The organism is Kitasatospora sp. GAS1066B (assembly GCF_041262605.1).
In the GTDB taxonomy this organism is placed as follows: domain Bacteria; phylum Actinomycetota; class Actinomycetes; order Streptomycetales; family Streptomycetaceae; genus Kitasatospora.
The window spans coordinates 290,920-304,359 of sequence record NZ_JBGCCO010000006.1 but is presented as its reverse complement, the minus strand read 5'-3'; the positions used below and the strand labels follow the sequence as shown (position 1 = coordinate 304,359).

The following is a 13,440-nucleotide window of genomic DNA, read 5'->3' as shown; positions in this document are numbered from 1 at the left end:
CACCTACCGACGATCACGCCTCCGACCCGCACGAGCACCCCAGCCCCGACCCACACCAGCCCCGCGACCAGCGACTTCAGGATGAAAACTGCTCAGTGCTGTGATGACACTCCTCGCTGATTCGGCCCAGACCGCGGGCGCGTTCACAAGCTACCGCTCGACGTTCGTCGAGGGTGCCACCGGCGCGCCTGCCCACTTCCACACGCGTGCCTGGGAATTGTTCTTCGTACTGAGCGGCTCGCTCCAGGTGCTGCTCGACGCGGAGGTGACCATCCTGCACCAGGGCGACTTCCTCGCCGTGCCGCCGGGCACCCCGCACGCCTTCCGCCCCGCCCCGGGCTCGGGCGCCGACGTTCTCTGCGTCTTCACACCAGGCATGGACCGCTTCGACTACTTGCGTCTGCTGGGACAGGTCACCCGCGGTGAGGAGCCCCCGAGCCGGCTCACCGAGACTTCGGAGCGCTTCGACAATCACTACGTCGACAGCCCGGTCTGGCGCGCAACGCTGGAGGCCTCGGCGTGATCACCCCGGACACCCGTATCAGGGTCGCCCGCCCGTCCCGGAACCTTGCGGCGGCCGAGCGCTTCTACGTCGAGGGCCTCGGTCTCGACGTTCTGTGGCGCACAACCGAGCGTGTCTCCGGCGAGCATGACCTGGTGATGCTCGGACTCCCGGGCGGCTCCTGGCACTTCGAGCTCACCCACGACCCCGAGCGGCCGCTGGAGCCCACGCCCACAGCGGACGACCTCTTCGTCCTCTACCTCGGTGCCTCGGTCGACGACGCCCTCGTCGACCGCCTCGTCGCTGCAGGCGGAACCCGCACCGCGGCGCACAACCCCTACTGGGACCAGTACGGCGTCACCGTTGTCGATCCTGACGGCTACCGCCTGGTGCTCTGCTCGCGTTCCTGGAACACCTGAAGTTCGCCGCCGTTGACAGGCCGGGTCACGGGCGCGGCTGGGTGAACCAGCCAGGCTCGGGCGCAGATTGACGGTCGACCAGGGTCGGGCCCTCTCTCCGTACTCGCTAGCGGATCACGCCCTGGGCGACCTGCCAGGAGTCCTCGAACATGTAGTAGCGGCTGATGCGGCCCTCGTGATCGACGACGATGTCGATGGCGAAGGGCGTGTCGATCACCTTGCCCGTCGACCGGACGACGACGCGCGCCCGTCCGATGAGGACCGCGTTCGGGCCGTCGACGACAACACGCTCGACGTCGAACAGTTCACGGTCGGTGTGCGCACCGATCGCCTCGAAGAACTCCGGGATGTTCTCGACCGAGCGACGCCCCACCCAGGGGACGATGGCCGGGTCACCGGGGATCTCCCAGACGGCGTCGCGCGCGAACAGCTCAACAACCCCGGCGATGTCGCCTGCTCCGACGCGCTTGAGGAGCTCGTCCACCACGCTGCGCGTGTTCTCACTCATGTTCTGCCCTTTCTTCGCCGAACGGGTTCGGCCTCTCGGACGGTACGGCTTTCAGGATGAGGTAACCGAAGGGCTAGCGGGCGGCGAGCACATCGCACAGCACGGTCTCCAGGGTCACCTTGGCCAGTTCGTTGCGCACGGCGCCCTCGACCCCGTCGTAGACCGCGCGCATCGCCGGCTGGATCCCGGACCCCACCACACACTGCGGGTCCGGGGTCGCGGGGTGCATGCCGAACAGCGGACTGGGGCCGACGACGTCGTAGACGTCGAGCAGGGTGATGGAAGCCAGGTCCCGACTGAGCATCCAGCCTGCGCCCGCGCCCCGCCGGGACTGGCACAGCCCGGCCTTCTGCAACTGCGCGAGCAGCCGGCGGATGACCACGGGGTTCGTGTTCACGCTCTTGGCGATCTGCTCCGAGGTGGCGACCTCGTTGCCGTAACGCTGGTACAGCCCGATCCAGGTCAGGGCATGCGCGGCGATGGTCATCCTGCTGTTGGCGCTCATTGGTCCCCACCTCCCTCTGAACGTAACAGTAACTGTTACGATTGGAACGGTCAAAGCCAGACGTGACGACGATGACGGCGATCGGGAGAGGGCTGGGCATGGTCGCGCACGGGTACTTCACCCTGGACGCTTCGGTCCGATGGCGGTTCAGGACGCCTGACGGAGATCCGTTCCTGTCCATCGGCGTCGTCCACGCCGACGACACGAACCTGCGCTACCCGCACAACATCGGCCTGTTCGCCGAGCGCTACGGATCCTCACGCCGGCGTTGGCTGGCCGAGGGCCTGGTGCCGGAACTGTCGGCCTGGGGGTTCAACACCCTCGGGTGGAGCTCCGAGTACGTCAGCGGCAGCGGACTGTCGGCCACCCACGACGCGATCGACCTCGGCCACTCGGAGGGCCTGCCCGACGAAGAGGCGGCCGACACCGGCCTGCCCTACACCCTGTCGCTGCGCGTCGCCGAGATCGAGCACTGGAACGGTCACCCGGCCTACCGCGACCCCCGCTCCGAGGCGTTCGCGCAGTGGTGCGACCACCTGGCCCGGACCCGGTGCCGACCGCAGGATCCGAACCTGATCGGCTACTTCCTCGTCGACGCGCCGGCGTGGGCGCGGCACCCGGCCGGTGCCGGCTACCCGCCCGGCGAGCTCGGGGAGATCGCGGAGGCCTACTACCGGGTGTCGGCGGAGGCCATCCGCCGTCACGACCCGAACCACCTGATCCTCGGCGACCGCTACGGGACGCGGGCCGGGATCCCGGAACCGGTGCTCGACGCGGCCGCCGCCCACGTGGACGTGCTGAGCCTGCAGAGCTTCCCGGCCGTCGACCAGGCGGCGATCGACTCCGTCGCCGACAGGTTCGACGCGTGGCACGAACGCACGGGGCTGCCGATCCTCCTCGCCGACACGGGCAACTGGTGCCCGACGGCCATGAGCCCTGCCCGCTCCGGGTCCGCGCGCGACCAGGCCGAGCGCGGCCAGGGCTACCGAATGATCGCCGACACGTTCGCAGCCCGCCCGTGGTGCCTCGGCTGGCACTGGTGCAGCTGGCTGGAGAACCCGCACCGCGGCTTCGGACTCAAAGACCCGTGGGACGAGCCGTACACCGACCTGGTGACCATCGCCCAGGAGACCAACCGACGCTGGAGGGACGCGGTCGCACCTGCGGCGCTCGCCGGCGGCAGGCGGGCGGCCGGAACCTCTTACGGATGTCAGCCCTTGAGCCAGTCGCCGTAGAGCTCGTCGCGGATGTCGTCCAGCGCCCGCTGTGTGCGGGCCCGCACGGACAGCCAGGCACCCTCGACCTCCGCGATCAGCACGTCCGGCGTGACGAACCAGCGGATCTCCTTGCCCGTCATGAGCAGTTGACGGTAGTTGTGGGTGAGGTCCAGCTCCGGTTCGGGTCTGATCAGGTGGTCGGTGAGCCCCTCGCCGTCCAGAACCATCTCGAACATGACGAGCTCGACGCAGGCCAGCGAGACGCGCGACTCCCACGGGCGCCAGCGCTCCTGCGACTTGTCGACCAGGTCGGGGCGCACGACGGCGGCCGGGTCGTCCTGGTCGAGGTCGGCGAGCAGGATGCCCCAGAGCGCGCAGCCCTGGTTCTCCTCGCGGTAGACCAGGGCGTCGTGCCGGACGAACAGCTCGTCGGGCTTGAGCAGCCGGTTGTGACTGCGCGTCAGGTCGTCACGTCGACCGAAGAGTTCGTACGCCTCGCGCAGGGCGGCCGGCAGCCGCAGGCCCAGGCGCTGTTCGGCGGCGTCCAACTCGGCGCCGCGGTAGCCGTCGCCCGCGGTCAGCGGGCAGTCCCAGTAGGCGGCGAAGTCGGTGATGAAGCGCCAGACCGCAGAGCGGTGCCCGCGGGCGGCGTCGAGGGCGGCATAGGGATCGAGGTCCTCGGTCATGGCAGTACGGTACGGCGCCGGCCGGACGGACGGAGCGGAAACCCGGGGACCTCACACCCGGTCGAGGAAGGCCAGCGCCGCGGTGTTGACCTGCTCGGCCCGCTGGAACGGCAGACCGTGGTGCGAGACGCCGGGGATGATCACCGTCTCGACTCCGGGGAGCAGGCGGCGCGCCGCGGTGTCGACCCGGCGCGGGTGGTGCGGGCGGCTGTCGGCGGCGAGCAGGACCAGGGTGGGGGTGGTGAACCCGCGCAGTTGCGTGGCGGTCGGGCGCTTGCCGACGACCGGCCGGCTGTCGGGGAGTTCGGCGGCGAGGCCGTAGAGGTCGAGGAAGGCCGGGTCGATCGGGGCGCCGGCCGTCTCCCAGGCGAGGAACGCGCGGGCGCGGGCGGCGGTGGGACGCAGCAGCATGGGCAGGGCGTGCAGCAGGTAGCCGGGCCGGTAGCCGGCGAAGCACTGGGTCGGATCGAGGAGGACGAGCCTGCTCACCCGCTCGGGTGCGCGCAGCGCGTAACCGAGGGCGAGCCAGGCACCGTAGGAGTGGCCGAGGACGGCGGCGGGGGCGGTGAGGCCGAGGCCGTCGAGGACGGTGTCGAGCCAGCCGAACAACTCGGCCGGGGTGCGCGGCGGGTGGTCGCCGCGCAGGCTGCGGCCGGCCTCGCCGATCCGGTCGACGGCGTAGAGGCGGTGCGTGCGGCTGAGGGCGGCGGCGTTGGCGAACCAGACGGCGGCGGTGGTGCCGCCACCGTGCAGCAGGAGCAGGGGCGGGGCGTCGGCGGGGCCGCAGGCGGTGATGTGGGTGCTGCCGAAGCGGGAGGTGAGGAGGCGGGTCTGGCTGGGGACGGGCCAGCGGGCGAGAAGTGCGTCGTAGGCGGCGAGGAACGGCGTCTGTGCCATCGAGAGCCTCCGCGGGTGGGATGAGTCGCTGGACAAGTATCTCGCTGAGCGAGAGATACTATGCCTATCACGAGTCCGGCGCGGAGAGGCGAGGTGCGGCGTGGAGGAGATCGAACCGGCCCTGCGGGTGGTGCACCAACTGCGCGCGGTGACCGTCGAACTCGACCTGCTGGCCGGTGGTTTCGCGACGCGCAACGGGCTGCACCCGACGGACCTGCGGGCCCTGATCTGTCTGCTGGACGCGGCCCGGGCCGGCACTGCGGCGACGCCCGGGTGGCTGGGGCGGCAGCTGGGGCTCAACTCCGCCGGGACCACCGCCCTGGTGGACCGGCTGGAGCGGCTCGGCCTGGTCCGACGGGCGCGGGACTCGGTCGACCGGCGGCGGGTGCTGCTGGAGGTGACGGAGCAGGCGACGGCCATGGGGTGGGACTTCTTCGGCCCGCTGATCGGTGCGCTGGTGGGCGAGCTGAACGAGTTCGACGAAGCGGAACTCGCGGTGGTGCAGCGGTTCCTGGGGGGCGTGCTGAAGGTGGTGGCGGAGCAGCGGCGAGCGGGGAACGAGGCGCTTGGCCCCGCGTAATACGCGTCATACACTGGCGGCATGCCGAAGACGAGAATCAGCATCAGCCTGGACAGCGACCAGGCCGAGCGGATCCGAGCCCACGCGGAGCGCGCCGGCATGGATGTCTCCGCCTATCTCGCCAATGCCGCGACGCAGCAGATGGCCGAGGCGGAGGCGGCCGAGGCGCAGTTCGCCCAGATCGATGCCGCCATCGTCGCGGCCGAGGCGGCGGCGGCCGACCTACCGCCGCTGGCCGACGTCGCCGACGACGACCTCACCGAGACGGAACGGCGCGAGGTGCGAGAAGCGATGGAGCTCGTCTACGGCCCGGACAGTGCGGCCGCTCGCCCGGGCAGTGCCACGTGACCACCCGGGTGCCGGTGTACGACACCGGCATGCTGATCGCACTCGCCGATCGGAAAGCGAGGGCGGTGCGCCTGCACACCGCCCTCAAGGACACCCCGCACCGCGCGGTGCTGCTCGGCCCGGTGCTCGCCCAGGTCTGGCGCCCCGACCCGGCGACCGTGCACGCGCTGGCCGGGGTCATGAAGGACTGCACGGTGCCGCAGGCGCGCAGTTCCGCGCCGGCCATGCGCCCCACCAGCGCGGGTCAGACGGTGTGCATCAGGTGTGCGACCGGTCCGGACCTCACGGAGTGGCAACGCATCGGCAGTGCGCTCGGCACCGCCGCGCTGCCTCCGAAGAAGCGCCCGGACGCGGTGGACGCCCTGGTGGCGCTGACGGCGGCCCGGCATGGCAGCGCCGTGGTCTTCACCAGCGATCCGACGGACCTGACCGCCTGTCTCAACGCGCTGGACGCGCAGGACGTGCACGTGGTGCAGGTCTGAGCGGGCCCGCAAGCAGCTGGGCCCGGAGCGGTTGCTCCGGGCCCGACTGCTTGCGGGATGACGGTTGATCAGTTCTCGTGGGCCGAGGCGTCGTCGATCAGGAACGCGGTGCCCGGGGTGCTGCCGGTCTCGTGCGAGACGAGTTGCAGGCCGATCGTCGTGCCCCAGCCGACCTGGCTGATGAACGGGCTCAGGTCGACCGACTGTTGCTGGTAGCCGTTGGTGGCGTTCTGGCTGGTCCAGGTCTTCACCGTGCCGAGCGACTGGCCGGTGTACTGGTCGATCACGTTGAGCGTCAGGGTGTCGGGCGAGCTGGTGGAGGTGTTGGTGGTGGAGATGTTCAGCCAGAAGGAGAAGTTGGCCGACTTGTAGCCGGGGTAGGTGTTCAGCGAGGCCGCGATCGAGTCGTCGCTGGTGGTGTCCTGGCCGAGCCAGGCGTACCACTGGCCCGAGTGGGCCGCGTGCAGGCTGGACGGGGTGATGACGTTGTAGCCCGACGGGCTCCACGCGTCGGTCATCACGGTGTGGTCGACATCGGCCGAACCGTTCTCGAAGCCGGGGTCGATCAGCTGCTCGATGCCGCCGCAGCCGGGCGAGCCGGAGGCGGTGACGTCCTCCCAGAATCCGGTGCTGGCCGTCTTGCCGTTGCCGTCACCGGCGTTGACGGTGATCCGCTGGTAGCCGTTGGTGGCAGCGGCGGTGCCGGAGATGACACCGGTGGAGGCGTTGATGCTCAGGCCGCCCGGCAGGCCGGTCGCGCTGTAGCTGACCGTCGAACCGGTGTTGTCGACCGCGACCGCCGGGATCGAGACCGGGCCGGGGTTGTCCACCCGGTCGCACATGGTGCTCAGCACCACGGGCGGGTTGGTGTAGATCGGGTCGGAGGCCGAGCAGAGGTGGTCCGTGTTGGACCACAGGGTCTGCAGCGGGAAGGAGCCGGTGGCGAGGTTCTCGAAGAAGAGTCCGCCGTTGGAGCCGTAGGGGATCCAGGCGCACTTGTCGCCGATCTCCTGGCCGGTGGAGTCGGTCCAACCGCCCGGGGTGTTCGGGTCGGTGACCGTCTCGGCGTACTCGTGGCCGCCGATGATGCCGTAGCCGTCCAGCTTGCCGCGCGCGGTGTTCTCACCGAACCAGTTGGCGCCGCAGCCCGCGACGTCCGGCAGGTAGGGCATGTTGCTGTAGGCGATCTGGCCCAGCGAGGAGCGCTGGAAGTCGTGCCAGGCGCAGTAGCCGAGCTCGTGCCACTTGTCCGGGTCGGTGCCCTGCGGCGAGTCGATGACGTACTGCACGTTGCGGTTCTGCGCCTCGGTGGTGTTGCCGAAGTGCTGGGCCGCGGCGAGCGCTTCGGCACCGAGCTGCGGTTCGGTGGCCGCCTGCGGGGCGGCGGCGCCGTTGTCCACCCAGACGCCGGCCAGCACGCTGCCCTGCTGCGGGAACGGGATGTGCGCGGCGCCGGCCGGGCACTGCATGCTGCCCGAGGCGATGCCCTCGCAGTACTGGGTCAGCACGGCGCTCCAGCCGTCACCGGCGCTGCCCAGGCCCTTGAAGAAGTCCTGCTGGTACGGGACGGCGCCGTCCGGGTCGCCGGACAGCACGGTGTCGCCGGTGGAGTTGGTGGACGGGGTGCCCCACTGGGATCCCCACACCACCAGGTAGACCTTCGGCGGGCCGATCTGCACGCCGACCGAGTCCTGGCCGCCCTTGTAGGTGACCGGCGCGTCGTACTCGTTGGCGACCGAGCCGTCACCGTTGCCGCCGGTGCCCGGGTCGGCGCCGTCGGCCAGTTGCGGGGTGACCTTGCCGCCGGCCTTGCTGCCGGCCTGCGCGAGGGGGCCGGCCGTGGCGACGCGGCCGGCCTTCGCCCGGTGCGGACCCGCGGGGGTGGTGGCGGCGGTCTTCGGGGTGCCGGGCTTGACCTGCACCGCGGCGGTGGGCTTGGCCGTGCCCGGGGAGGCGATGGCGGCGAGCGGACTGGCGAGCCCGGCGCCGAGCAGCGCGGCGGAGAGTGCGACCAAGGCGGTCCGGCGGCTGCGTTCGAACAGGCCGGGGCTGTTTCTGATCACGGATCAACATCCGTTTCCGGTGATGTGGGGGCGCCCCGCCCGCGGGGCCGCGAGCAAGGGTGGAGCCGCTGAGGCGCCGGTACGGCCTGATGGGGCGCGGTTCGAAGGCGTGGGGGACGAACCGCGGACAGGTCCGCACTGGTGGGGGATGCAATGTGCAATACGATATTTCACTGATCGGGACCGCACAAGAGTCAACGCGAGTACGCAGTCGACTACGCGGAAATGTGCTGATCGTGCCGATTTGGACCGGTTCTGAACGACCGTCAGCCGGTGGCGGTGTCCCTCAGCAGGGTGATGCCGTCGCGGGCGTCGACCACCGCGTAACCCGACCGCTCGGCATCCGCGACCACGTGGGCGAGGCCGGCCGGGCAGTTGGTGGTGTCGGCGGTGGTGTCCCGGGTGTCGACCACGAGCCAGGCCACCGGGCGCGGCGCCCGGTGGTACGGGCAGGCCATGCTCACCGTCGCACGGTGCGTCAGCTGCGCGGCCAGGTGGTTGGTGGCCGCCACCGTCACGCCGTTCGGGATCTCGGCCGCCACCGTCAGCGCGGCCCGCTGGTGCGCGGTGGTGCGCCAGGTGGCCGGCTCGACCACCTCGGCCAGCGGGAAGGCGGGCAGCGTCGCCGCCGTCACCGCCAGGCCCGCCGCCAGCACCACCCGCAGCCGCCGTCCCGAGTAGCGCACCCGGTCGCGGGCCAGCGTGTCCACCATCGCGCCGAACAGGATCGGCACCAGCACGCCGTTGTAGTGGTAAGCGGTGCCCCAGTAGGCCGTGTTGTGCGAGAGGAAGCGCCAGCCGAGGGTGGGCAGCGCGAGCGCGGCCAGCGGCGAGCGCAGGGCCAGGAAGGCGGTCGGCGCGAGCAACAGCAGCAAGGTGTCCAGCCGGGTCGGCGGCCACCACTGGCCGCCGGGCACCGACGCCGGGGCGGCGCCGGGTTCGAGCTGTTGGAGGTAGTCGAAGACGCCGGTCGGACTGGCCGCCGGGATCAGCACGAACATCTCGACCAGCGTGCCGAGCACGCCGACCACCACCAGCGTGACGCCCAGCCGGCGCGGGCCGCGCCAGGCGATGTAGAGGCCGAGCATCGCGACGGTCAGCCCGAGGTCCTCCTTCACCAGCAGCAGCGGCAGCGCCCAGCAGGCGGCGGCGCGCCAGCGCTCGCGGCCCGCCGCCTCGACGGCGAAGGCCGTCAACGGGACGGCGAAGCAGACCTCGTGGAAGTCGAACGCGTCGACCCGGACGATCCCCCAGGCGCAGCCGGTCCCGATCCCGGCCGCCAAGCCCACCCACAGGCCCCGGGTCCGCTGGCCCCAGCGGGTGATCGGGACGACGGTCAGGGCGAGCAGTGCGGCTTGCGCCAGCAGCAGGGTCAGCGGGGTCGGGAAGAGGCGGTAGAGCGGGGCGAGCACCGCGAGGATCGGGTGGAAGTGGTCGCCCAGCACGTTGTAGCCAGGGCCCTTGAGGTCGGCGACCGGCGCGTGGAAGTGGGCGTAGTTGCGGATCGCCTGCTCGAAGATGCCCAGGTCGTAGCCGCCGGACAGGACTCGCTGGTGGCGGCGGACGGCGACGATGGCGTACAGCAGGAAGAAGAGCGCGGCCAGGCCGTACGGCAGCGCACGGGGGCCGGGGCGGGCCGGCGGCGCGCAATCGGCGGGCCGGCGCTGGGGCCGGACGGCTGCGACGGTCGGCGCCTCCAGCACCTGCCCGTGCGACGTTCGTGCCTCCGGCACCCGCACACTCGACGTCTGCACACTCGGCGTCCGCGCACCCAGCACAGGAACGGTCTCCCTCAGGTCTGCCCGGTTCGGGGCCGGCGATACCGACGGCTGCGGGCCGGTCAGGACAAGAGTCATCGACGCTATCACCCGGCCGGCACCGCCCCTGCGGGCGGCCCGGTCACGGCGGTGGCAGCGCGGCCAGGGCCGCCTCGGTGGCCGCCAGCGAGCGGGCGTCCAGCACGGCGGCGCTGCCGCGCAGGCGGTGGACGGTCTCGGTGACGGCCAGCCCGAGCAGCCCGGGGAGCAGGTCGACGCTGCGGCGGGCCAGCCAGGCGGTGCCGCGGGTGGCGAGCCACCAGAGGTCGGCGCCGCGGCCCGGCGGCGGGGGTGCCGCGACGGCGGCGGGCGGCGGGCCGAGCGGATGCCCGGCCTCGGCGAGCAGGTCGTGGAACCGGCGGGCGATCAGCAGGTGGCCGGCCGGACTCGGGTGCAGCCGGTCGGCGCTGAGCAGTGCGCGGTCGGCCAGCCAGGGCATGGTGGCCAGGTGCAGGTGGACCGCCTGGTGGCGCTGCGAGAGCTCGTGGACGACGGCGTTGACGGCCGCCATCCGGCGGGCCAGCGGGCGGGCCAGCGGTCCCGGCAGGCCAAGCAGCACCCCCGCGTCGGGCAGGCAGGCGGTGAGCAGCACGGCGCCCTGGCCCGTCAGGGCCCCCAGCGTGGCGTCCAGCGCGGCGGCGGTGCGGCCGATGTCGAAGCCGGCGCGCAGGGTGTCGTTGCCGCCGATCACGACGGCCGCCAGGTGCGGCCGCAGGCTCAGCGCGGCAGGGAGTTGACTGGTCGTCAGATCAGCGGCCTGGGCGCCGCTGACCGCCAGGTTGCGGTGCCTGACCTGGGACGGATCGGCGGCGAGGGCAGGAGCGAGCAGTGCGGACCAGCCGCGCCAGCCGTCCCCGACCGGGCTGCCGACGCCCTCGGTGAGCGAGTCGCCGAGGGCCACGAAGCGAACCGTGTCGAGCCAGGCGGTGGGGGCGGTGGGGGCGGGTCGGGTGGGGGCGGTCATCTCGCGCTCCCGGCGGCGGCCGCGGCCTGGACGCCGCAGGCGCCCTGGTGCACGGCCAGGAAGGCCGCCACCGCGGCCGGCCAGCCGTACCGCTCGGCCCTGTCCCGGGCCGTGGCGCGCCGCTCGCGCTCCGGAAGATCCAGCAACTCCCGTACCGCAGTGGCGAATCCGCTCCCGCTGTCGACCGCGGGCCGGCCCGCGGGCCCGACGATGTCGGGCAGCGCGGAGGAGCGGCTGACCGCGACCGGGGTGCCGCAGGCGAGTGCCTCCAGGGCGGCCAGGCCGAAGGTCTCGATCGGGCCGGGGGCCAGCGCCACGTCCGCCGAGGCGAGCAGGGCACTCAACTCGGCCCGGTCGGCGAGGTGGCCGAGGAACCGCACCGGCAGCCGCTCGCGGTCGGCCCGCTCGGCGAGCCGGGCGTGCAGCGGCCCGGTGCCGGCCACCACCAGCACCGCGTCCGTTCCGGCGCGCCGCAGTTCGGCGAGCGCGTCCAGGGCCCGGCCCGGGCGCTTCTCCGGCGAGAGGCGCGAGCAGAGCACCAGCATCGCCCGCCCCTGACCCGCGTACCGCGCGCGCAACTCGGCGTCGTACCGCCCGGGGTGCAGCCCCGCCAGGTCGACCCCGAGCGGCGCCCGGACCAGGTTGCGCACGCCCAGCCGGGCGAACTCGCCGGCCGCCCAGGCGGTGGTGCAGACGACGGTGTCGTAGGCCCGCGCGGTCCGGGAGTTGAGCCGGTCCGCGAGCGCCCGGGCGGCGGGGTCGGGCAGGCCCCTGGTGCGCAGCAGCCCGGTGACGTTCTCGTGCGAGACCAGCGCCGCCGGGATGCCCCGACGGCGGGCCCAGTCGCCGGTCCAGCGCAGGGTGGTGCGGTCGGAGACCTCCAGCCGGTCGGGGGCCAGCTCGGTCAGCAGCCGGGCCACCGCGCGGCGGTCGGTGAGCAGCCGGTAGCCGCCGCTGCCGGGCAGCACCGGGCCGGGCAGGGTCACCACCCGGCCCTGGTCGCTCTGCTCGTCGCGGTGGTCCGGACCGGGCACCACCAGCACCGGCTGGTGGCCGGCGGCCAGGTAGCCCGCGCCGAGGTGGCGCAGGGCGGTGCGCAGGCCGCCGGAGACCGGGGTGACGAAGTTGGCGATCCGGACGATGCGCAGGCCCTGGCTCATGCCGGCTGCTCCTCGACCGGTGCCGGAGCGGGCAGCACCAACGGCGCCGGGGCCGGGGCCGCAGCGGCTGCCGGGGCCGGCGCCGTTCCCGAGGCCACCTCCAGCACCTCCCCCCGGTGCTCCGCCAGCACCTCGGCGTAGTGCCGCAGCAGCAGGTCCCCCACCGCCTCCCAGGTGCGCGCGGTGACGTCCGACCGCCCCGCCCGCCCGTATGCGGCCCGCCGCTCGGGGTCGGCCGCCAGTTCGGCGACCGCCTCGGTGACGGCGCGCGGATCGCGCGGGGCGACCAGCAGCCCGGTGCGGCGGTGGCCGACCAGGTCGAGCGGGCCACCGGCCGCCGGGCCGACCACCGGGACGCCGCTGGCCATCGCCTCCTGGATGGTCTGGCAGAACGTCTCCAGCGGACCGGTGTGCACGAACAGGTCCAACGTGGCGTAGCAGCGGGCGAGTTCCTCGCCGGTGCGGCGGCCGAGGAAGATCGCGCCGGGCAGCGCCTCCTTCAGCGCGGCGGCGCTCGGCCCGTCCCCGATGATCACCAGCCGCACGCCGGGCAGCGCGCAGACGCCGGCCAGCAGGTCGACCCGCTTCTCGGGAGCCAGCCGGCCGACGTAGCCGACCAGCACCTCGCCGCCGGGGGCCAGCGCGCGGTGCAGTGCCTGGTCGCGGTGGCGCGGGTGGAAGCGCAGCGAGTCGACGCCGCGCGGCCACAGGTGCACCCGCGGCACGCCGTGCGCGGTGAGGTCCTGGGCGGCCGGGGTGGAGGGGGCCAGGGTGCGGGCGGCGGCCCGGTGCACGGAGCGGATCCGGTGCCAGGCGGTGGCCGCGCCGAGGCCGCCGCCGACCCGGTAGGCCTGGGCGTAGCCGGCCAGGTCGGTCTGGTAGACGGCGATCGCGGGCAGACCCAGGCGCCGGGCCTCGGTCATCGCGCGGGCGCCGAGGATGAACGGACTGGCCAGGTGGACCAGGTCGGGCCGGTGCGCGGCCAGCGCGCCGGCCAGCCGGGAGCTGGGCAGCGCGACCCGGACCTGCGGGTAGCCGGGCAACGGGACGGAGGGGATCCGGACGACGGGCAGCTGCACGGCGTCCGGGCCGAAGGAGTGCGCCGGGGTGCTCGCACCGCGGGCCGGCGCCGGGGTGATGACCAGTGGTTGGTGGCCACGCCGGACCAGGTGCTCGGCGGTGCGGAGCACACTGTGGGCGACGCCGTTGACTTCGGGCGGGAAGGACTCGGTGACGATCGCGACTCGCATGCCATCGTTGTTGCCGGGCTGGACGTGCGCTGGGCCAAAGGG

Annotated in this window: 14 protein-coding genes and 1 pseudogene; 6 read left to right on the top strand and 9 right to left on the bottom strand. The window is 73.0% G+C overall.

Going from position 1 to position 13,440, the window contains the following annotated elements; translation table 11 throughout:
- Window positions 1-94 precede the first annotated feature (94 nt).
- Window positions 95-523, top strand: a pseudogene (locus ABH937_RS09260) (cupin domain-containing protein); the annotation flags it as partial.
- A complete protein-coding gene (locus tag ABH937_RS09255; protein ID WP_370217857.1) occupies window positions 520-921 on the top strand; it encodes a VOC family protein in 402 nt (133 codons plus the stop codon). The pseudogene ABH937_RS09260 and the gene ABH937_RS09255, both read left to right, overlap by 4 nt.
- A gap of 106 nt (window positions 922-1,027) precedes the next feature.
- On the opposite strand, the gene ABH937_RS09250 is transcribed toward ABH937_RS09255, so the two are convergent.
- Window positions 1,028-1,405, bottom strand: coding sequence for a nuclear transport factor 2 family protein (locus tag ABH937_RS09250; RefSeq protein WP_370217855.1), 378 nt, complete (start codon window positions 1,403-1,405; stop codon window positions 1,028-1,030).
- Window positions 1,406-1,502: 97 nt separating this feature from the next.
- Window positions 1,503-1,934 carry an Rrf2 family transcriptional regulator gene (locus ABH937_RS09245; RefSeq protein WP_370217854.1) on the bottom strand — a complete coding sequence of 144 codons (432 nt, stop codon included), beginning with the start codon at window positions 1,932-1,934 and terminating at the stop codon, window positions 1,503-1,505.
- A 62-nt stretch (window positions 1,935-1,996) separates the two neighbouring features.
- Between ABH937_RS09245 and ABH937_RS09240 the strand changes: the two genes are divergently transcribed.
- Window positions 1,997-3,169 carry a hypothetical protein gene (locus ABH937_RS09240; protein WP_370217852.1) on the top strand — a complete coding sequence of 391 codons (1,173 nt, stop codon included), beginning with the start codon at window positions 1,997-1,999 and terminating at the stop codon, window positions 3,167-3,169.
- Here ABH937_RS09240 and ABH937_RS09235 read toward each other — a convergent pair.
- Complete coding sequence (locus ABH937_RS09235) at window positions 3,145-3,837, bottom strand: SMI1/KNR4 family protein (protein ID WP_280690209.1); 693 nt, start codon at window positions 3,835-3,837, stop codon at window positions 3,145-3,147. The genes ABH937_RS09240 and ABH937_RS09235 overlap by 25 nt on opposite strands.
- Window positions 3,838-3,888: 51 nt before the next feature.
- Window positions 3,889-4,734 carry an alpha/beta fold hydrolase gene (locus tag ABH937_RS09230; RefSeq protein WP_370217850.1) on the bottom strand — a complete coding sequence of 282 codons (846 nt, stop codon included), beginning with the start codon at window positions 4,732-4,734 and terminating at the stop codon, window positions 3,889-3,891.
- A 100-nt stretch (window positions 4,735-4,834) separates the two neighbouring features.
- Here ABH937_RS09230 and ABH937_RS09225 point away from each other — a divergent pair, with 100 nt between their 5' ends.
- From ABH937_RS09225 to ABH937_RS09215, 3 genes are read left to right on the top strand one after another with little or no spacing between them, the layout of a single operon-like run.
- Window positions 4,835-5,314, top strand: a complete 480-nt coding sequence (locus ABH937_RS09225; RefSeq protein WP_370217848.1) for a MarR family winged helix-turn-helix transcriptional regulator — start codon at window positions 4,835-4,837, stop codon at window positions 5,312-5,314.
- A gap of 21 nt (window positions 5,315-5,335) precedes the next feature.
- On the top strand, window positions 5,336-5,662 hold the full coding sequence (locus ABH937_RS09220; RefSeq protein WP_370217847.1) for a ribbon-helix-helix protein, CopG family: 327 nt from the start codon (window positions 5,336-5,338) through the stop codon (window positions 5,660-5,662).
- Window positions 5,659-6,144: a hypothetical protein gene (locus tag ABH937_RS09215; protein ID WP_370217846.1), complete on the top strand. Its 486-nt coding sequence runs from the start codon at window positions 5,659-5,661 to the stop codon at window positions 6,142-6,144. Before ABH937_RS09220 ends, ABH937_RS09215 begins: the two co-directional genes overlap by 4 nt.
- Before the next feature lie 68 nt (window positions 6,145-6,212).
- On the opposite strand, the gene ABH937_RS09210 is transcribed toward ABH937_RS09215, so the two are convergent.
- The 5 genes from ABH937_RS09210 to ABH937_RS09190 form a co-directional block, all read right to left on the bottom strand.
- Complete coding sequence (locus tag ABH937_RS09210; protein ID WP_370217844.1) at window positions 6,213-8,207, bottom strand: putative Ig domain-containing protein; 1,995 nt, start codon at window positions 8,205-8,207, stop codon at window positions 6,213-6,215.
- 266 nt (window positions 8,208-8,473) lie between these two features.
- Window positions 8,474-9,961, bottom strand: coding sequence for a DUF2079 domain-containing protein (locus ABH937_RS09205; RefSeq protein WP_280690215.1), 1,488 nt, complete (start codon window positions 9,959-9,961; stop codon window positions 8,474-8,476).
- A 145-nt stretch (window positions 9,962-10,106) separates the two neighbouring features.
- A complete protein-coding gene (locus tag ABH937_RS09200; protein ID WP_370217843.1) occupies window positions 10,107-10,988 on the bottom strand; it encodes an SGNH/GDSL hydrolase family protein in 882 nt (293 codons plus the stop codon).
- Window positions 10,985-12,148: a glycosyltransferase gene (locus ABH937_RS09195; RefSeq protein WP_280690217.1), complete on the bottom strand. Its 1,164-nt coding sequence runs from the start codon at window positions 12,146-12,148 to the stop codon at window positions 10,985-10,987. Before ABH937_RS09195 ends, ABH937_RS09200 begins: the two co-directional genes overlap by 4 nt.
- A complete protein-coding gene (locus ABH937_RS09190) occupies window positions 12,145-13,398 on the bottom strand; it encodes a glycosyltransferase family 4 protein (RefSeq protein ID WP_370217842.1) in 1,254 nt (417 codons plus the stop codon). Before ABH937_RS09190 ends, ABH937_RS09195 begins: the two co-directional genes overlap by 4 nt.
- Between the last annotated feature and the right edge of the window lie 42 nt (window positions 13,399-13,440).

Coding starts and splice junctions, on each gene's coding strand:
- ABH937_RS09245 (WP_370217854.1), bottom strand. CDS start 1,934: ATGAGCGCCAACAGCAGGATGACCATCGCCGCGCATGCCCTGACCTGG.
- ABH937_RS09235 (WP_280690209.1), bottom strand. CDS start 3,837: ATGACCGAGGACCTCGATCCCTATGCCGCCCTCGACGCCGCCCGCGGG.
- ABH937_RS09230 (WP_370217850.1), bottom strand. CDS start 4,734: ATGGCACAGACGCCGTTCCTCGCCGCCTACGACGCACTTCTCGCCCGC.
- ABH937_RS09220 (WP_370217847.1), top strand. CDS start 5,336: ATGCCGAAGACGAGAATCAGCATCAGCCTGGACAGCGACCAGGCCGAG.
- ABH937_RS09200 (WP_370217843.1), bottom strand. CDS start 10,988: ATGACCGCCCCCACCCGACCCGCCCCCACCGCCCCCACCGCCTGGCTC.
- ABH937_RS09195 (WP_280690217.1), bottom strand. CDS start 12,148: ATGAGCCAGGGCCTGCGCATCGTCCGGATCGCCAACTTCGTCACCCCG.
- ABH937_RS09190 (WP_370217842.1), bottom strand. CDS start 13,398: ATGCGAGTCGCGATCGTCACCGAGTCCTTCCCGCCCGAAGTCAACGGC.